The 18243-nt window shown below is 70.1% G+C and carries 18 protein-coding genes; 7 read left to right on the top strand and 11 right to left on the bottom strand.

All coding sequences use genetic code 11. The features are described 5' to 3' along the window. Positions 1–214 precede the first annotated feature (214 nt). The 4 genes from rpsF to rplI all read left to right on the top strand — a co-directional run bounded on the left by rpsF (position 215) and on the right by rplI (position 1898). Entirely contained in the window at positions 215–502 is a 288-nt protein-coding gene (gene rpsF, locus B1H50_RS03010) for a 30S ribosomal protein S6 (RefSeq protein ID WP_017177877.1), read from the top strand. A gap of 23 nt (positions 503–525) precedes the next feature. Beyond that, the gene (locus tag B1H50_RS03005; RefSeq protein WP_080462287.1) at positions 526–1104 is read left to right on the top strand and encodes a single-stranded DNA-binding protein; all 579 of its coding nucleotides are present in this window, start codon (positions 526–528) and stop codon (positions 1102–1104) included. Positions 1105–1190: 86 nt separating this feature from the next. After that, complete coding sequence (gene rpsR / locus B1H50_RS03000; RefSeq protein WP_017177879.1) at positions 1191–1427, top strand: 30S ribosomal protein S18; 237 nt, start codon at positions 1191–1193, stop codon at positions 1425–1427. 15 nt (positions 1428–1442) lie between these two features. After that, complete coding sequence (gene rplI, locus B1H50_RS02995) at positions 1443–1898, top strand: 50S ribosomal protein L9 (RefSeq protein WP_080462286.1); 456 nt, start codon at positions 1443–1445, stop codon at positions 1896–1898. Between the two features lie 267 nt (positions 1899–2165). On the opposite strand, the gene B1H50_RS02990 is transcribed toward rplI, so the two are convergent. Continuing rightward, positions 2166–3602, bottom strand: a complete 1437-nt coding sequence (locus tag B1H50_RS02990) for an MATE family efflux transporter (RefSeq protein ID WP_229657853.1) — start codon at positions 3600–3602, stop codon at positions 2166–2168. Positions 3603–4118: 516 nt separating this feature from the next. Here B1H50_RS02990 and dnaB point away from each other — a divergent pair. Next, positions 4119–5540 carry a replicative DNA helicase gene (dnaB, locus tag B1H50_RS02985; protein ID WP_080462394.1) on the top strand — a complete coding sequence of 474 codons (1422 nt, stop codon included), beginning with the start codon at positions 4119–4121 and terminating at the stop codon, positions 5538–5540. 69 nt (positions 5541–5609) lie between these two features. On the opposite strand, the gene B1H50_RS02980 is transcribed toward dnaB, so the two are convergent. The 10 genes from B1H50_RS02980 to B1H50_RS02935 all read right to left on the bottom strand — a co-directional run bounded on the left by B1H50_RS02980 (position 5610) and on the right by B1H50_RS02935 (position 15179). Next, the gene (locus B1H50_RS02980) at positions 5610–6587 is read right to left on the bottom strand and encodes a siderophore-interacting protein (RefSeq protein WP_229657820.1); all 978 of its coding nucleotides are present in this window, start codon (positions 6585–6587) and stop codon (positions 5610–5612) included. After that, positions 6584–7462 (bottom strand): ABC transporter ATP-binding protein, encoded by an 879-nt coding sequence (locus B1H50_RS02975; protein ID WP_198939968.1) that lies wholly within the window; start codon positions 7460–7462, stop codon positions 6584–6586. Before B1H50_RS02975 ends, B1H50_RS02980 begins: the two co-directional genes overlap by 4 nt. Beyond that, entirely contained in the window at positions 7459–8502 is a 1044-nt protein-coding gene (locus B1H50_RS02970; protein ID WP_080462284.1) for a FecCD family ABC transporter permease, read from the bottom strand. The genes B1H50_RS02975 and B1H50_RS02970 overlap by 4 nt, the downstream gene beginning before the upstream one ends. Beyond that, complete coding sequence (locus tag B1H50_RS02965) at positions 8499–9542, bottom strand: FecCD family ABC transporter permease (protein WP_229657821.1); 1044 nt, start codon at positions 9540–9542, stop codon at positions 8499–8501. The genes B1H50_RS02970 and B1H50_RS02965 overlap by 4 nt, the downstream gene beginning before the upstream one ends. After that, positions 9539–10582 carry an iron-siderophore ABC transporter substrate-binding protein gene (locus B1H50_RS02960; RefSeq protein WP_080462283.1) on the bottom strand — a complete coding sequence of 348 codons (1044 nt, stop codon included), beginning with the start codon at positions 10580–10582 and terminating at the stop codon, positions 9539–9541. Before B1H50_RS02960 ends, B1H50_RS02965 begins: the two co-directional genes overlap by 4 nt. Before the next feature lie 197 nt (positions 10583–10779). Then, complete coding sequence (locus B1H50_RS02955; protein ID WP_080462282.1) at positions 10780–11775, bottom strand: ROK family protein; 996 nt, start codon at positions 11773–11775, stop codon at positions 10780–10782. Positions 11776–11951: 176 nt separating this feature from the next. Beyond that, positions 11952–12785 carry a DsbA family protein gene (locus tag B1H50_RS02950; RefSeq protein ID WP_080462281.1) on the bottom strand — a complete coding sequence of 278 codons (834 nt, stop codon included), beginning with the start codon at positions 12783–12785 and terminating at the stop codon, positions 11952–11954. A 72-nt stretch (positions 12786–12857) separates the two neighbouring features. Continuing rightward, positions 12858–13346, bottom strand: a complete 489-nt coding sequence (locus tag B1H50_RS02945) for a fluoride efflux transporter FluC (protein WP_229657822.1) — start codon at positions 13344–13346, stop codon at positions 12858–12860. Beyond that, a complete protein-coding gene (locus tag B1H50_RS02940) occupies positions 13343–13813 on the bottom strand; it encodes a fluoride efflux transporter FluC (RefSeq protein ID WP_080462279.1) in 471 nt (156 codons plus the stop codon). The genes B1H50_RS02945 and B1H50_RS02940 overlap by 4 nt, the downstream gene beginning before the upstream one ends. 1 nt (position 13814) lies before the next feature. Then, on the bottom strand, positions 13815–15179 hold the full coding sequence (locus B1H50_RS02935; RefSeq protein WP_444541800.1) for a DUF2079 domain-containing protein: 1365 nt from the start codon (positions 15177–15179) through the stop codon (positions 13815–13817). 390 nt (positions 15180–15569) lie between these two features. Here B1H50_RS02935 and B1H50_RS02930 point away from each other — a divergent pair, with 390 nt between their 5' ends. Beyond that, a complete protein-coding gene (locus tag B1H50_RS02930; protein WP_080462278.1) occupies positions 15570–16997 on the top strand; it encodes an amino acid permease in 1428 nt (475 codons plus the stop codon). A 434-nt stretch (positions 16998–17431) separates the two neighbouring features. Then, on the top strand, positions 17432–18229 hold the full coding sequence (locus tag B1H50_RS02925; protein ID WP_229657824.1) for a hypothetical protein: 798 nt from the start codon (positions 17432–17434) through the stop codon (positions 18227–18229). The last annotated feature ends 14 nt before the right edge of the window (positions 18230–18243 follow it).

The raw sequence follows: 18243 nt of genomic DNA, 5'->3' as shown, positions 1-18243 counted from the left end.
ATCACCGCCTGAGAGCCCTGCCTGGACTCTCGCGCGTGTCGCACTGCACGGCCCGATGGCCCGCCCCCGTCTTCCTGGCGGGGGCGGGCCTGGAGTAGGCTCGTGCTCCGGCGCGCCTTTGGGCGACCCCGCCCCGGCGGTGCGCCGCACGCATCAACCCTCCTGTCACGGAGAGACCGTGACCGCTTGAGACCAGAGGAGGTGGGTACCAAGCATGCGTCATTACGAGATCATGATCATCCTCGACCCCGAGACGGACGAGCGCACCATCGCGCCGTCGCTCGAGAAGCTGCTGCAGGTCGTCCCCAGCAACGGGGGCACGGTCGACAAGGTCGATGTCTGGGGCAAGCGCCGTCTCGCGTACGACATCAAGAAGCGCTCCGAGGGCTTCTACGTCGTCGTCGACATGACCACCACGCCCGAGATCGCCCAGGAGCTCGACCGCCAGCTCGGCCTCAACGAGACTGTCCTGCGCACCAAGCTCCTGCGTCCCGAGGCCTGAGCCCACCGAGGGAAGGAAGCGAAATGGCCGGCGACACCGTCATCACGATCATCGGGAACCTCACCGCGGATCCGGAGATGCGCTTCACCCCGTCGGGTGCGGCGGTCGCGTCCTTCACGATCGCGTCCACACCGCGCACCTTCAACCGCCAGACCAACGAGTGGCAGGACGCGGAGACGCTGTTCATGCGCTGCTCGATCTGGCGCGACGCCGCGGAGAACGTTGCGGAGTCCCTGACCAAGGGCATGCGAGTCATCGCCCAGGGCCGCCTCCAGCAGCGCTCCTACACCGACCGCGAGGGCGCTCAGCGCACCGTCGTGGAGATGCAGGTCGACGAGATCGGCCCCTCCCTGCGCCGTGCCAAGGCCCAGGTCACCCGCACGGGTGGTCAGGGCGGCTACGGCGGGAACCAGGGCGGCGGCTACCAAGGCGGCGCCCAGAACCAGGGCGGTCTTGGCGGCTACGGCGGGAACCAGGGCGGCGGCCAGGGCTTCCAGGGGCAGGGCGGCCAGTCCGGCTACAACGCCCCCCGGGGCGGCGCCGCGGACGATCCGTGGGCCACGGGCGGCTCCACCTCCTTCGGTGACGAGCCCCCGTTCTGACTCCCCGGGAGCCAGGCGCTCCGTTCCCACACTCACAACCCAATCTCGTATGAGCGCCGTCGGCGCTCGCAACAAGGAGTACCACTATGGCGAAGCCTCAGCTTCGTAAGCCGAAGAAGAAGGTCGGCCCCGTCAAGGCGATCAAGGTCGGTGTCATCGACTACAAGGACACCGCCACGCTGCGCAAGTTCATCTCCGACCGCGGCAAGATCCGCGCCCGCCGCGTCACCGGCGTGTCCGTCCAGGAGCAGCGCAAGATCGCCAAGGCCGTGAAGAACGCCCGCGAGATGGCCCTGCTGCCCTACACGAGCTCTGCTCGCTGAGAAGGAGGCACGGATATGACCACCAAGCTCATCCTCACCCACGACGTGGCCCACCTCGGCGCCGCCGGGGACGTCGTCGACGTCAAGGACGGCTACGCCCGCAACTACCTGGTTCCGCGCAAGCTCGCGACGCCCTGGACCAAGGGCGCGCAGAAGCAGATCGACCAGATGGCCGAGGCCCGCCGTCGTCGCAGCATCGAGTCCCTCGAGCACGCCCAGACCGCCCGCGCCTGGCTGACTGACAACGTGGTGACGATCACCGCGAAGGCCGGCGCCAATGGCCGCCTCTTCGGCTCCGTCACCACCGCCGAGATCGCCGATGCCGTGAAGGAGGCCGGTGGCCCCGCCATCGACCGCCGCAAGATCACCATCGCCCCCCCGATCAAGTCGACCGGTCGCCACAGCGCCTCCGTTCGCCTGCACGCCGACGTCGTCGCCCCGGTGGAGCTGTACGTCGTCGCCGCTCGCTGAGCACTCGCGCTGAGGGCCCGCCCAGGACTGCCTGGGCGGGCCCTTGCGCGATCAGTGCCCCGGCGGTGGCGAAGTTTGAGGATTGCTCGCGACCCGGAGGCGCTCTGCGTGTTCTCCTCCTTCGTCCCCAGGCTCTTGACCTGGTATCACGCAAGATGCGATGCAGCATCAGAGGAAGGAATCCTCAAATCTCGCCACCCTCGTGGGACGTGACCCGGGATGTGGCTCAGGAATGGGCCGCGAGCACCCCGAGGCGCCGGCCGCGCCCTAGGAGCGCCAGGCGTCGGTGCGCGCCCTCAGGCCAGTGGTCAGGGCCCGCGTCCCCATGAACACCCAGGCGAAGGCGGCCCACAACCACACGAGGCCGGCAGCACCGCCGTAGGGAGCACCGTGGGCCACGAGCGCGGTCAGCGGGAGATAGGGCACGAGGGTGGCCAGACCTGCCCGGGCGAGGTAGCGGCCGTCGCCCGCGCCCATGAGGACCCCGTCGAAGAGGAAGACGGCGCCCGCCAAGGGCATGGCCGAGGCCGCCACGAGTAGCGCCGGCCGCGCCGCCTCCGCCACGGCAGCCTCGGAGGTGAAGGCCAGGGGCAGCCACGGCGTCGCCGCTGCCATGACCACGCCGATAATCACGCCGGCGAGCACGCCCCATCGCAGGCTTCGGCGCAGTACGACGTCAACCGTCAGAACGGGGACGTCCCCGCTGCCCCCGCCCGCCGGGCCACTAGTGCCGGCAGGGCTGCTGCCGCCGGCCCGGGTGGCCTCCTCGGTGCCCGGCGCGCGGTCCGCTGCGGCGTCGGCCTGCCCCAGGGCGGTGCCGATGAGGGCCTGGGCGGCGATGGCCAGGGCATCGAGGGCGAAAGCGGTGAAGCTCCACAGGGCGGTGACGATCTGGTGGGCGGCCAGGGGCAGGTCGCCCAGCGCCGTCGCCGCCCAGACCGTGGCCAGGATGGCGGTGCGCAATGAGACGGTGCGCACGAGCAGGGGCAGGCCGGAGCCGAGGGAGGCGCGCATGCCCTCACGCCTTGGGGCGAGCCCGATGCCCTCGAGCCGGGCGGCGCGCAGCACCGGCAGCGTCAGCGCCACCGCCATAGCGCTCTGGCTCAGCGCCGTGCCGAGCCCCGAGCCGGCGATGCCCATGCCGACGCCGTAGAGAAGGAGGGCGTTGAGCCCGATGTTGAGCGCCGCTCCCGCGGAGGCGACGATGAAGGGCGTACGGGTGTCGAGCAGCCCGCGCAGAGTCCCGGTGGCGGCGAAGACGACGAGCATGCCGGGTAGACCCGGCGCCGAGGCCCTCAGGTAGTCGATGGCCGCGCCGGCCACCGCACCGCGGGCGCCGAGCAGCTCGGCCAGGGCGGGGGCGGTCCCGGCGAGGATCGCGGCCGCGCCGAGGCCCAGCACCAGGGCGAGCCATAACCCGTCGATCCCCACGCGCAGGCCGCCCGCCCGGTCGCCCGCCCCGAAGAGCCGCGCCGTCATCGCGGTCGTCGCATAGGCGAGGAAGACGAACAGGCCGACAACGGTGGTCAGCACCGTGGAGGCGAGTGACAGGCCCGCCAGCGACGTGGCGCCCAGATGCCCGACCATCGCGGAGTCCACGAGCACGAGCAGCGGTTCGGCCACGAGCGCGCCGAGCGCCGGCAGGGCCAGCCCCAGGATGGAGCGGTCGAGGTGATGGCGGCTCGTGGGGCCCGCCGAGCTCAGGGAATCCGCGGAGCCGCCCCGGTAGCGATCGGATGAGTCCGAGGGACCGTCATCGCGCGCTGGTCTGGTCACGTCATCTCCGGGGTCGTGGGGGGCCAGTCTCTCATGGGCGGGCGATGCCGCCGCCCGGTCGCGCGCCGACGCCAATCGCCTCCGAGTGGTCCAGACCTGAAGGTGAGGATGAGATCATTCCACAGGAGAACAGGGTTATCCACAGATTTTGTGCGGACTTTGTCGCACTCGCTTGTGGGTTTCTGAGCATGAACTTCACGTCGGGATCACGCAGGTATATCAACGATTGTCAAAAATGTGCAGGTCGTTACCTCAAATTTATCCACAGGTTGTGCGGCGCGTCGCCCCCAGGTTATCCACCGCTTTCCACAGGTGTCGGTGGTCTGCCCACAGCGTCCCCCCAGGGCGCGTTTGCCGCGCCCTGGGGCGGCGGCTAGTGTCGCGCGGGCCGCCTGGCGCCAGAGGGGAGGGGGAGTCGTGACCGACGTCATCGATCGCGCCGCCGTGAGCGCCGCGCGGGAACACCGCGGCCAGGGCTCGCCCGGCCCGGCGGCGGCACGCTTCGACGGCGTCTTCGACCGCGTCCCCCCGCACGACGACGAGGCGGAGATGGCCACGCTCGGCGGCATGCTGCTGAGCAAGGAGGCGATCACCGACGTCCTGGAGGTCCTGCGCGGCAACGAGTTCTACCAGCCCGCCCACGAGTCGATCTTCGACGTCATCGTCGACGTCTACAACCGCTCCATGCCGGCCGACCCCATCGTCGTCTCCGACGAGCTGGCCAAGCGCGGCGAGCTCGACCTCGTCGGGGGCGCCCCCTACCTCGCCTCCCTCATGGCGAGCGTGCCCACGGCCGCCAACGCCGCCCACTACGCGCGCATCGTCCGGGAGAAGTCCCTCATGCGGGGCCTCGTCCAGGCCGGCACCCGTATCACGCAGCTCGGCTACTCCCAGGACGTCGGGGACATCGCCGAGCTCGTCACCCTGGCCGAGGCCGAGGTCTACTCCGTCGCCCACTCCGAGGGGGAGAAAGAGGACTACGTCGCGATCTCCGAGCTCCTGGGAGAGGCCAACCTGGAGATCGAGGCCGGGCAGAGCCGCGAGCAGGGCGTCATGACGGGCGTTCCCACGGGCTTCATGGACCTCGATGAGCTCACCGGCGGCCTCCACGCCGGCCAGATGATCATCATCGCCGCGCGCCCCGCCATGGGGAAGTCCACGCTCGCCGTCGACTTCTGCCGCTCGGCCTCCATCCACCACGGCATCCCCTCGTGCTACTTCTCCCTGGAGATGGGGCGCATGGAACTCATGATGCGCATTCTCGCCGCCGAGTCCGGGGTCTCCATGAACAAGCTGCGCGGCTCCAACCAGATGGATGAGCGTGACTGGCAGGACGTCGCCCTGGCGTACAATCCCGTCTCCAACGCCCAGCTGTACATCGACGACTCCCCGAATCTCACCATGCCGGAGATCCGCTCCAAGGCCCTGCGCCTCAAGCAGCAGAACGGCCTCGGCCTGCTCGTCATCGACTACCTCCAGCTCATGAGCTCGGGCAAGCGGGTCGAGTCCCGCCAGCAGGAGGTCAGCGAGTTCTCCCGCTCGCTCAAACTCCTCGCCAAAGAGCTCGAGATCCCGGTGATTGCCGTCGCACAGCTCAACCGCGGCCCCGAGCAGCGCACCGGCAACAAGCCCCAGATGTCCGACCTGCGCGAGTCCGGCTCCCTGGAGCAGGACGCGGACATCATCATGCTCCTGCACCGTCCCGAGTACTACGCGATGGAGGAGCGCCCCGGGGAGGCCGACATCATCGTCGCCAAGCACCGCAACGGGCAGACCAAGACGATCCCCGTGGCCTTCCAGGGTCACCTCTCCCGTTTCTCCAACATGGCGCGCGACATCACCGCCGAGCCCGACTACGAGGGCTGAACGGCCTTCTCGGGCGGAGCACCGATGCGTTCCCCGGCGGAGCGCCGATTCCAGTGCGCTGATCCGTCGTCAGTTCTCGGCGCGCCCCAAGCGCCAGTAGCCCATGAACGCCACTGCGCGCCGATCGACGCCCCGCTCCGAGACCAGGTGGCGGCGCATCGCGCGCACCGCTCCCGCCTCACCGGCCAGCCACGCGTACAGATCCGTTCGTGACAGCGCCGCCCCGCCGCGCGCTGTGCGCGGAACCTCCCACAGGAGGTCGGAGTCGACGTCGATCTCCTCCACCCGGGTGGGCCGGCCCGGCGGGCACAGCTCGGCCGCCGCCTCAACGACCGCCGTCGTGAGCAACTCGCCATGCGCCCTGCCCTCGCGCCCCAGGAAGCGCAGTTCGAAACCTGGATGCGCGGGCAGGTAGGCGCGGTCGGCCTCCTGGGGCATCTCGACGACGGCAATGCCGCGTGCGCTCGTGGGCAGGCCCTCCAGGATTCGGGCGATCGCCGGGGCCGCTGTCTCATCGCCGCCCAGGAGATAGGCGCCGGTGCGCGCCGGTGGGATGAAATCGACGCCACCCGGCATGCCGTCGAAGGAACGACGGGGCCCCAGCAGCACTGCCCTGCTCCCGACGACGGCTCCCCCGATCCAGTGCGCCGCCGGCCCCAACCCGGTGCCGGGCCCGCCAGTCGGCGCGGCCGGATGGACCACCATGTCGACGTCCACCTCCGTCGCGCCCCCGCGGCAGACGGCCCCGCGCACCGCGCGCGTCGTGTAGGTGCGGATCGGGCAGCGGCGCTTCGGCGGGAGGGCGAGCCAGTCGGCGTACCAGTCCGGGCCGTCCACCAGGTGCTCGTAGCCGCCCGAGGGCGCGGGCAGGACGAGCTTGATGCGCTGGTCCCAGCCCGGGTCCGCGAAGTCGGCAAGAGGGTCGCCGCCCTCCTCGGCAGCCCCGGCGCCTACGAAGGTGAAGCGCCTCATGGAGGGGGAGACATCGAGGATCCCCGCCACTTCGACTGAGAAGAAGCCAAAAGAGGCCCTCCCCGCGCCGCTCACGCCCCCTCCTGCCCGGGTGCCTGATCCCTACCGCCGCCCACGTGGTAGCGGCCCTTGGGGACGATGAGCGGCGTGCCGGAGACCGGGTCCGGGATGACATCAGCCTCCAGATCGAAGACCTCGCGCACCAGCTCGCTCGAGACGATCTCCGATGGCGCTCCCGAGGCGACCACCCTGCCGTGGCGCATGGCGATGATGTGGTCCGCGTAGCGGGCCGAGAGATTGATGTCGTGCAGGACCATGACGATCGTCGTACCGCGCTCGCGGTTGAGATCCGTGAGAAGGTCCAGCACCTCCACCTGATGGGCGAGGTCGAGGAAGGTCGTGGGCTCGTCGAGGAGGAGCACGTCGGTGCGCTGGGCCAGCGCCATGGCGATCCACACGCGCTGGCGCTGCCCACCGGAGAGCTCGTCGATGGAGCGATCCGCCAGGGCCTCGGTGCGGGTGGCCAGCAGTGAGGCCTCCACGATCCGCCGGTCGGCGGCGCTTGTGGCCCGGAACAGCCCCTGGTGGGGGCTGCGCCCGCGCCCCACGAGATCTGCCACCGCGATGCCCTCCGGGGCGATCGGCTGCTGCGGCAGCAGGCCGAGGCGCCGGGCCAGAGAGCGGGTGGGGAGAGATCGGATCTCCTCGCCGTCGAGCAGGACCCGCCCGTCCATGGGGGTCAGGACTCGCGCCATCGTCTTGAGCAGGGTGGACTTCCCGCAGGCGTTCGCCCCCACGATGACGGAGATCCGGCCCACCGGGATAGCGACATCCACGCCGTCGACGACGACGCGGCCGCCGTACCCCGAGCGCAGGGTGCGAGTGGTCAGTTCGGCGGGGCGCGCGCGATCCTGGGTCGCAGGGGCGGCTGTGCTCATGGACGGGGTCATGCGGAGGCTCCCTGGCGGTTGAGTCGCAGCAGTTGGAGGACGAGGTAAGGGGCGCCGACCACACCGGTCACCACGCCCACCGGGAGTGTCGTGGGAAAGGCGTGCTGGCCCAGGAGGTCGCCGCCGAGCACGACGATGGCCCCCATGAGGGCGGCGGGCAGGAGCAGCGTGCGATGCGTGCGCCCCACGAGGCCTGCCGCGAGAGGCCCGGCTAGGAAGGAGACGAAGGCGATGGGGCCGGTGGCCGCGGTCGCGAAGGAGGCCAGCGCCACCATGGTGAGCACAAGGGCGAGCCTGGCGCGGCCAGTGGTCACTCCCAGGCCGACGGCGGTCTCCTCGCCCAGGGCGAGCAGTGGAAGGTCCCGGCCGATCACCCCCATGATCAGCGCGCAGGCGCTCACCGCGATCGCCAGGATTACCACCTGGTCCCAGGCGGCGTCGTTCAGGGAGCCGGACAGCCAGCGCATCGCTTTGGGGACGTCGTAGATGGCGGCCCGTAGTTGCAGGTAGGCGATCAGTGAGAACAGCATCGAGGACACGCCGATCCCGATGAGGATGAGCCGGGCACCCTGTGTCCGGCCCGAGCCGGACAGCGCGTAGATGGCGGCCGCCGTCGCCAGGCCGGCGACGATCGACAGGATGCTCACTGCCGGCCCGGACCAGCCCAGCACAAGGATCGAGAAGACCGCCGCCGTCGAGGCGCCCGAGGTGATGCCGATGATGTCCGGGCTGGCGAGCTGGTTGCGCAGCATGGTCTGGGACGTGGTGCCGGCCATGCCGAAGGCCAGCCCGGCGAGGAGCCCCACCATCGCGCGCGGCAGGCGCAGGCGGCCCACGGAGAACGACGCCCCGGGCACGTGCTCGCCCATCATGACGCGGATGACCTCCTCCGGGGAGTACCAGGTCCTCCCGATGAGCACGCAGGCCCACCACAGGGCGACGACTCCGATGAGCAGCGCCGCGCTCACCCCCCAGTAGCGCGCCGCCCGGGAGCGCCTGCCCCGGTCGGTGAAACCGAGGGCGAGGGGCGGGGCGCTCATAACTCGCGCACTTTCGCGCTTCGGGCCACGACGATGAGGATGGGGGCCCCGACGAAGGCGGTGATGATGCCCACCGAGATCTCGCTCGGCCTCGCGATCACCCGGCCCAGGGTATCGGCCACCGTCAACAGGGCAGCGCCACCGAGGACGGACAGGGGCAGGAGCCACCGGTGATCGGGGCCCGTGAGCATCCGCACCGCGTGGGGGACCATGAGGCCGACGAAGCCGATCGGCCCGGCCAGCGCCGTCACGGCGGCGCATAGAACCACTCCCGCCGCGGCGGCGAAGAGCCTCGTGAGCGGCGCGTTGACGCCCAAGCCGGTAGCCGCTTCATCGCCGAGGGCCAGCGAGTTCAGCGGGCGCGCCATCGCCAGGCCCGCGGCGGTGGCCAGTGCGATGAAGGGCAGGACCACTCCGAGGGAGTCCCAGGTGCCGCGCCCCAGACTCCCGACCTGCCAGGCGCGGAAGTCCTCCAGGCCTTGAGCGCGGGGCAGCGTGATCGCGCTGATCGCCGAGGACAGCGCCGCACCCGTGGCCACCCCGGCCAGGGCGAGCTTGACCGGCGTCGCCCCTCCCGGCCCGAGCGAGCCGACGGCGTAGACCACGATAGCGGTGAGCATGGCGCCGGCCATCGCAACCCACAGGTACTGGAAGAGCGAATGGATTCCCAGGAAGGCGATCCCGGTGACGATTGCCAGGGACGCCCCCGTGTTGATCCCCAGGATCCCGGGATCGGCTATGGGATTGCGGGTGATGGCCTGCATGAGGGCGCCCGCCAGCCCCAGGGCCGCGCCCGCTACGAGGGCGGTGGCGGTGCGCGGGAGCCTCTCGCCGACGGCGGTCGCCCCGATGGTCGAGTCATGGCCGACCACGCCATCGAGGATCTCGCGGAGGCTGACCATGCGCGCTCCGAAGGCGATCGAGGCGATGGCCGCCAGGGCGAGCAGTGCCAGGAGCGCGACGAGTACGGCGGGCGCGGGCAGGGCCGTGGGGCCGTGATCGCCGGCCCTGCTCGGGCCGGGCGTGGCCGGGGTGGTCACTGGACCTTGTCTGCGGCTGCGGCGATGAGCGCCACGTAGTCGGCCAGCCCCCAGGGCAGGGAGAGCGGCCCGGGATTGGTGGAGGCCGACAGCGCCGAGCCGTTGCCGACGAAGGCGATGGCCCCGTTCTTGACCGCCGGGATCGTCCCGATGAGGGAATCGGCCTGGAGGGTGGGCAGGTCCTCCGCAGTGCCGTACATGACCATGATGTCGACGTCGTTGACCATGTCGGCGTTCTCGGCAGAGAGGTTGTAGGAGAAGGTGGAGGGGTCCGCCTCGGCCTGCTTGCGCACCGACTCCGGGATGGTCAGGCCCAGGTCCTCCATGAACGCCGTGCGCGGGTCGCCCGTCGTGTAGAAGCCGATGGAGGATTGGTCGCCCGCGCCCATGTAGAAGAAGGCGGCGGTCTTGCCGGCCAGCTGCGGGTGCTTGGCGGTCTCGGCGGAGATGGAGGACTCCAGGGCGGTGATGAGCGCCTCGCCCTCCGTCTTCTTCCCGATCGCGGTGGCATCCATGGTGATCATCTCGCGCCACGGGGTGACCCAGGCGGCCTTCGGGTAGGCGATGGTGGGGGCGATCTCGCTGAGCCGGTTGTAGTCCTCCTGGGTCATGCCCGAGTAGGCGCCCAGGATGATATCGGGCTTCGTGTCCGCGATGGCCTCGAAGGCGATGCCGTCGGTCTCGTCGAACAGGACGGGTGCCGTGGCGCCGCCGGCGACGAGCTCATCCACCTTCGTCTTGGTCCAGGGCAGCATCCCGGAGCCGTCCTCGACGCCGAAGACCTGCTTGGCGATACCGACGGGCATGACGCCCAGGGCGAGGGGGACGTCCTGGTTCGCCCAGTTGACGGTCGCGATCCGCTCCACCGAGGTGGGGAGCTCCGTGGTGCCGAAGGCATGGGTGATGGTGCCGGGGGCGCCGTCGGCGGAGGAGCCACTGGCACCCCCGCCATCGCTCTTCTTGCTCCCGCAGGCGGCCAGGAGCGCCGACAGGGACAGTGCTGAAGTACTCGCGAGGAAGGACTTGCGGGAGACGGGCATGGGTTCCTCTTCGTCGTCGGGGGCGGTCGATCGCGGTGAGCGCCCGGAAATGGACAAGGGCAACCTTAGTAAGGTCAGGGTCGCCTATGGAAGAGCGGGATGTATGGCGTGACGCATCTTCGACGGCATGGCGGGTCATCATCCGCCGTGCCGGACTGCCCTGCCCCGGGAGGGACCGGTGGGATCCCGGACCGGGCTCAGCTCTGGCGGGCGAGGTCCGCCGCCCCCACCAGACCGGCCTCCTGGCCGCCGGCGGCCAGGACGAGCGGGATCGGCGGTCGATGGGTGCCCGCGGTGAGGGCGGCCTCGAAGGCCTTGCGCGTGGGCTCCAGGAGGATGTCTCCCGCCTCGGCCAGGCCCCCGGCGATGACGATGACCTCGGGATCGAGCACGGCGCACAGATCCGCGAGGCCCCGGCCCAGCCAGTGCGTGAGCTGGGCGTAGCACTCCAGGGCGCAGGGGTCGCCCTCGCGGGCCGCCGCGGTGACCGCCTTGCCGGAGATGTTGTTGGCATCCCCTCCCGAGAGCTCGATGATGCGCGCGGCGTAGGCGGGGCGGAAGCGCGCCTGCTCCCAGCCGTTGACCCCCAGGGCCGTGCCCGCGGCGTAGCGCTCGAGGCAGCCATTGAGGCCGCAGCCGCAGGGCCGTCCATCCGGCACGACGTTGATGTGCCCAATCTCGGCGGCGAAGCCCCGCGCGCCGCGCAGGAGCCTGCCATCCACGACGACCGCCCCGCCCACGCCCGTGCCGATCGCCACGACCAGGGCGTTGCGCTTGCCCCGGGCGGCGCCGAAGCGCACCTCCGCCCAGCCGAAGGCATTGGCGTCGTTCTCCACCACGACGGGCATGCCCACACGCTCGGAGATCGCATCCGCCAGACGCAGGCCCGTCCAGTCCAGGTTCGTGCCGTGGGCGATCGTGTTGCGGTCCTCGGCGATGAAGCCGGCCGCGCCGATGCCGACCGTCGTGCAGGAGGGGAAGTCGTTCTTGAGCTCGCGCACGACCTCGACGATCGTATCGATGATGGCCTGGCGCTCCTGGGCGGGCGAATCGCGGCGGATCGTCGCGAGGACCTCGCCGTCGACGGCGACGACACCGCCCGCGATCTTCGTGCCGCCCACGTCCACGCCGATGCTCAGTGCGCCGTGCAAGTCCTGCGCCGTCCCGGTGGTCGCTTCGGTCTGATCCGCCATGTGCCGTGCTCCTTCGCCATGCCTCGGGGGATGCGGTGCCGGGTGGGCGCGCGTCTGTCGATGGGTGCGCTGCCGAGGCGCATCTATTGTGACAGGCGTCGCAGGTCTTCCGCGACCGAATGACGGCGTCCCTGCGGGCCGGCCCCGGCCATCGCGGGCCCCGGTGGCTCGCGGAGCTATTTCGCGGCCTGTTCGGCGATCGTGGCGCGCACCGCGTCCGCAGAGGCGAAGCCGTTGATGTAGGTGTCATTGATCATGAGGAAGGGCGTTCCCCTCACTCCGATCTCGTAGGCATGATCCCTGGCCTGGGTCACCGACAGGGCGGTGGCGTCAGCGGTCATGTCCGCCTTGAACCTCTCGATATCCTTCACCCCGGCGCTCTGAGCGAAGGCCGTGAGGCTGTCCTGGGTGTACTCGGGGTGGTCGGTGGGATCGGCGGCCGCGTAGACGGCGTCGTGGAACTCCCAGAAGCGGCCCTGGTTCCCGGCGGCGATCCCGGCCTGTGCGGCCAGCGGCGAGGACGGGGTGATCTGCGCGAGATCGCGCCACTCGATCCGCAGAGAGCCGCTGTCGATGAGGTCGCGCAACCCGGGTTCGGTCTCTTGGGCGAACTTCGTGCAGTACGGGCAGGCGAAGTCGGAGAAGATCGTCATCACGACCGGCGCGTCCGCGCTTCCCTTGGCGCGGGCGTCGTTCGGGTCGCGCTTGGGCTCGTTGCGCAGGATCTGCAACTGCTCGGGGCTGAGCGAGGGGGCCGCGCCAGCGGCTCCGGCCGCTGTCCCATCGGCGATCTGGGACGAGACGGCCGTTCCCGCCGTGGAGGCTGTCTGGGCCGCGCCGGACGGGGAGTCCTTCGTGGTGCGCAGGATGAGCATTCCGGCGATCACGGCAAGGAGTATGGCGATGATGACGAGCAGGATGACCACGGCTTGATTGCTCCGCCGGACCGGTGATGCCCCGTCCGAGGCGTGGCTGATGGGCGCGGTGGTGGACTTGGGCGAGTGGGTCATGCCCGCAGTCTGGCAGAGATCACTGGCTCGGAGTCGGCCATCGGCCCCATCGCGACGGATCCGCGATGCTCTTCAGCCTGCGAGCCCGGCGCCCAGCGCCATCCCCAGCGCCCCCGCGGCCAGGCAGGCGGCCATCATGCCCAGGCCGTGGGCTGCGGCGGCCCGCCAGCGCCCGAGCGCGGCGAGCCGCGCGCCCTCCACGCTGGCCGTGGAGAAGGTCGAGTAGCCGCCCATGAGGCCTGTGCCGAGGACGCGGGTCAGGCTCGCAGCGCTCGCTGCGGCCTCCGTTTGCGCCCAACCGGTGAGAACGCCCAGGATCAGGCATGCCGTGATGTTGACGACGATCGTCCCCACCGGCACCGGAAGCTCGTCGACGGCCCCGCGGGCCTCGCCGGTGGACCCGTCGGCAGGACCGGCCTGCTCGTGGCGGGATGAGGCGGCCGCCCTCCTGGCCGCGGCCCTGGTCGCCGTCGCACTCATGCGGCTGTCGACGAGGTAGCGGGCGATGGCCCCCGCGCCTCCGGCCAGAACCATGAGGGACCATGCCCATGCCCCGCTCACGGCGACTGCGAGCCCGCGGCGCCGACCCCTGCGCCGTCGGTGGGACCGGTGTGATGCGACTGATCGAGGAACCTCGACAGCCGCAGCCCCAGGCCGGCGAGCGCCAGACCCGCGACGAGGGATCCCAGGAGGTACACCGCCCCCAGGGCCGGGAATCCCTGGTCGATGAGGGCAAGCGTCTCGCCGATCAGTGTCGAGTAGGTGGTGAGCGCCCCCATGAGTCCCGTGCCCACCCCCAGGCGGACGAGCCGATGCTTACCCGTCTGGCGCCAGGGCGCCGCGAATCGGCCCAGGATAAGGCCCAGCAGGAGCGCGCCGGCGAGGTTCGCCGTCGCCGTCGCCCAGGGCAGGCCCGACGGCGAGGGGCCGATGAGCTCGGCGAGACTGGCCCGCAGCGAGGTGCCGACGGCTCCGCCAAGGCCCACCACCGCCAAGGCGGGCCAGTCGGGGGCGGTGGAGGGGCGCATGTCAACGGGTGCCGACGAGCTGGGCGACCTGGAGATCGTCCTTGTTGAAGATGAGGATGTAGTCGCGACCCGTGCGGCCCTCGATCCAGGCCGCGGCGTCGCGAGGGGCATTGCCGCCCCACGCCGATGACCGGGCGTCGATGACCACGTACTGCGGCGCCTCGCTGCCCGTGCCCACCCAGGCGACATCCGCCCGCGGGACCAGGTAGGCCATGAGGGACAGGTCCGTCTCCACGGTCGAGCCCTCGGGGATGAGGCCGTAGACCGCCTCCACGGAGGCCATGCGCTCCGGCGCCTTGCCGAAGTCCCGGTTGGTCAACTGCCATAGAGGCAGATAGGAAGCGGTGAGAACGCCCAGGAGCATCGGAGCGGCCAGGCCGAGGAGCGTCAGCCAGCGGGCCCACAGCGGCGCCTCCAGCCAGCCCGCACCCTCCGGCCTTCGCGAGCGCCGCCGCTTGAGAGCGGCGACGACGTCGAGGAGCGCCCCGATCGCCACCGGGATGAGCACGGCGTTGTAATGCCAGTTCTTCCACTCCCAGTAGAAGGCCACCGAGCCCAGGAACCGCCAGGCCAGTGTCGGGGCCACCACGGTGATCCATGGTGATCCCAGGCCGATGAGCCCGGCGGTGAGCATGAGTACGACCAGGGTCTGGATCTTGACCTCCGGGGAGAACAGGCGGGTGAGCAGGCCCTGGTGCGCGCCGCCGCCCGATCCGATGGAGTAGGCCCATGAGCCGTCCGGGTTGAGCATCGGCAGGAGCACCATGGTGGTCAGGAAGAACATGATGACGCCGAAGGCCGCGAGCGCGAGCCCGAACTGCCAGGTGGTGAGGCGGCCGACCGGGCGCGCCAGGTGGCCCCGCTTCAGCTCGCCCAGCCCTCGCACGGCCACGGCCAGGCCGATCATGAGCACCGTCAGGCCGAGGTCCTCCTTGACCAGGACCAGTGGCGCGGACCAGCAGGCCACGGCCAGCCACCTGCGCTCGACGAAGGCCGCCGAGGCGAAGGCCAACATGGGAACCGCGAAGGCGATCTCATGGAACTGCGCGGCCACAGCGCCCTGGAAGCCCCAGCTCAGCACGTAGGCAAGGCCCAGCGCGAGCGCGACGATCGGGTGGGTCAGGCGCTGGGTCAGGCGAACGATGGGCCAGGCGGAGATCGCCAGGAGGAGGTCCTGGACGATGAGGAGGGTCAGGCCCGAGGGGAACAGCGCCCACAGGGGGCCCAGCAGCACGAGGATGGGATGGAAGTGGTCGCCGAGGAGGTTGTAGTCCGGGCCCTTGATCGGGACGATCGGCGCCTGCAGATGCGAGTAGGCCTTGGCCGCCTCGGAGAAGATGCCCAGGTCCCAGCTCGGGACGGTCATCGCCCTCCACTGGCCCACGGAGTAGGAGATGAGCACCCAGGCGCCGATGAGGACGGTGAGCGCGGCGGGCAGGAGATCGCGCAGATCTCGGAGGGAATGCGGTGGCGCTGGGCGGAAGGGCGGTGCCTTCTCCGCTTCCGGGGCGATCGCTCGGGCAGTCCCGGTGCCCTCCCCCGGCGCCCTTGCATCGGGCGGCAGGTGCCGGCCCTGCGGCAGCGGGGGCGCGGACGTGGCGGCCGGCAGAGGCGGGATCGGAAACGCGGCGTCTCCATCCTGGGAAGGAACGGTGTTGTCGGATCTGGGCACTGGACTCATCGCGGACGAGCCTAATGCTCGAAACACCCCTCGGCGTAGGCTGCCCCAGTCACACCCACCCCTGAGGAGACATAGATGACTGCCAACACGGGCGAGCACGATCTCGACGAGATCATCGAGCGCGGCGAGCACCTCCAGCGCCGTCTCTCCAATCGACACATCCAGCTCATCGCCATCGGCGGGGCGATCGGAACCGGCCTGTTCATGGGGTCGGGCAAGACGATCTCCCTGGCCGGTCCCGGTGTGCTGCTCGTGTACGCGATCATCGGCGGCTTCCTCTTCCTGGTCATGCGGGCACTCGGCGAGGTCCTGCTGTCCAACCTGGACTACAAGTCCTTCGCCGACGTCGCCCACGACCTCATCGGCCCCTGGGCGGGTTTCTTCACCGGGTGGACCTACTACTTCTGCTGGCTCGTGACGGCCATTGCGGAGGTCATCGCCATCACCCAGTACGCGCAGTACTGGTGGCCCACCGTGCCCCTGTGGCTGCCCGCCATCCTGACCGTGGCCCTGCTGCTGGCTCTCAACCTGACCACGGTCAGGGCCTTCGGCGAGATCGAGTTCTGGTTCTCCATCATCAAGATCGTGGCGATCATCGCGCTCGTCGTCGTTGGCATCGTCATGGTCGCCATCGGATTCACAGCGCCCAATGGCGCTGTCGCCTCCCTGGGGAACCTGGGCGATCCCTCCGACCCCATCGGCGCCCTCTTCCCCCATGGCTTCTCCGGCTTCACCGGCGCCTTCCAGATCGCCGTCTTCGCCTTCGTGGGCACCGAGCTCATCGGGACCGCCGCCGCGGAGGCCAAGGACCCGGAGGTCACCCTTCCCAAGGCGATCAACGCCATCCCGGTGCGCATCCTCCTGTTCTACCTGGGCGCGCTCACCGCGATCATGATGGTCACCCCCTGGAGGGAGGTCACCGAGTCCAGCCCCTTCGTGGCCATGTTCTCCCTGGCCGGCTTCGGTCTCGCGGCGTCGCTGGTGAACTTCGTCGTCCTGACCGCCGCGGCATCGAGCGCGAACTCCGGCATGTACTCCACTTCCCGGATGCTCTATGGACTGTCCTGGTCGGAGCACGGTCCGGCCATCTTCAAGCGCCTGACCTCCCGCTCCGTTCCGGGGCCCGCGCTGGTAGTCACCTGCGCGGCACTGCTGATGGCGATCCCGCTGCTGTACACGACCGCGTCGATCATCGAGGCGTTCACAGTGGTCACGACGGTGGCGAGCGTGCTGTTCATCCTCGTGTGGATCATCATCATCGTCTCCTACCTGCGCTTCCGCTCCGTGCATCCCGAGCTCCACGAGGCCAGTGCCTTCAAGATGCCTGGCGACCGGGCGGCGGCGTGGGCGAGCATCGTCTTCTTCGTCTTCGTGATCTGGACGCTCACGCAGGCCCATGACACCAGGCTGGCGGTGCTCGCCTCACCGCTGTGGCTGGTTGTGATGGCGACCGCCTGGTGGACCCATTCCAGCCGCACCAAGAGCCTGGTCGAGCGGGGCTGAGGCTCGGCCCTTCACTGCCCTTCACTCGGTATCGCCCCTATCTACTGTGGCGCGGTTTGAGGATTGCTCGGGCCTCGAGGGGGGCCGGGCGCGGCGTTTGCCTTAAGAGCAGGCCTCTGGACTGGGCAAACGCGAGTCATGACGTCATGTTAGAAAAAGGAATCCTCAAACTTCGCCAAATCCGCGGGCGTGCGAGTCCCCGCAGGCTGCCTGAGCGCCGTGAACCACAGGTGATGCTGCCCCCACAGGCCCTCCCGCGCTGTGGAGGCATCTCCTCGACGGGCCTGGAGATCTTCACAATCCGGCGCATGGGACAACGCGAGGTGGAGGCGAGCAGGATCCTCCGGGAGCTTCGATCGGGCCATGGGGCCCTGCGCCGTCGGGACCTGCGCCTGGGCCGCACCGGCCAGCGAGCGCTGGCCGACCTGCTGACCGTGGGCGACGTGCTGAGGACGGGCGGCGCCATCCACCTGCCGGATGCGCCCCAGGCGATTGTCGTCAGCCGGTCGCTTGGCGGCGTGCTGACGGCCGAATCCGCTCTTGAGCACTACGGACTCCCTCTGGTGCGCCGCCCGCGCTCACTGCATGTCGCGGTGCCGGCGCGTACCGGTGTGATCCGGGCGCCCGGTGGTGTGATCGTCCACCGGGAGGCCCATCTCGGCCGGGTCGATCCGCTTGAGATGCCCGTTGCCCCGCCTGAGCTCGTCCTGGCGAGGATGCTCCGGTGCTCCCCGGAGATCGACGCCGTCGCTGCACTGGACGCCGCGCTCCGCGAGGGCGTTGTCCTGCTGGACGACGTTCATGAGCTCCTCGGGGGTGATGGGTATCAGGCGGCTGTCGCGCGTCGGAGGGCGGGGCGGGCCAACCCGCGTGCTCGGTCCCTGATCGAGAGCCGGCTCCGCATCGAGCTCGAGGACGCGGGCCATCAGGTGGATGTCGGGGTGATCGTGCATGGCGTTGGTGAGGTCGATCAACTCGTGGATCAGCGCCTGTTCGTTGAGACGGATGGCTTCGCCTACCACTCCTCCAGGGAGGCGCTCTCCAGGGATCGGGAGCGCGACCAGCGGATGATCTCGATGGGGCTGCCGGTTGTCCGGTTGACCTACGAGGATGTCATGCGAGGCTGTGGCGTCATCATCGTCGAGGCCGCGCTGAGAGGGCTGGATAGGGCGTCGGCGCCCCTGAGGGTCGATCGTGATCCTTCCATTGGGGCTCCGAGGCTCATGTGGTGAGTGTGAAGTGGCGC

The organism is Actinomyces gaoshouyii (genome assembly GCF_002072175.1).
GTDB lineage: Bacteria > Actinomycetota > Actinomycetes > Actinomycetales > Actinomycetaceae > Actinomyces > Actinomyces gaoshouyii.
This window is presented reverse-complemented; position numbering and strand designations above follow the sequence as displayed.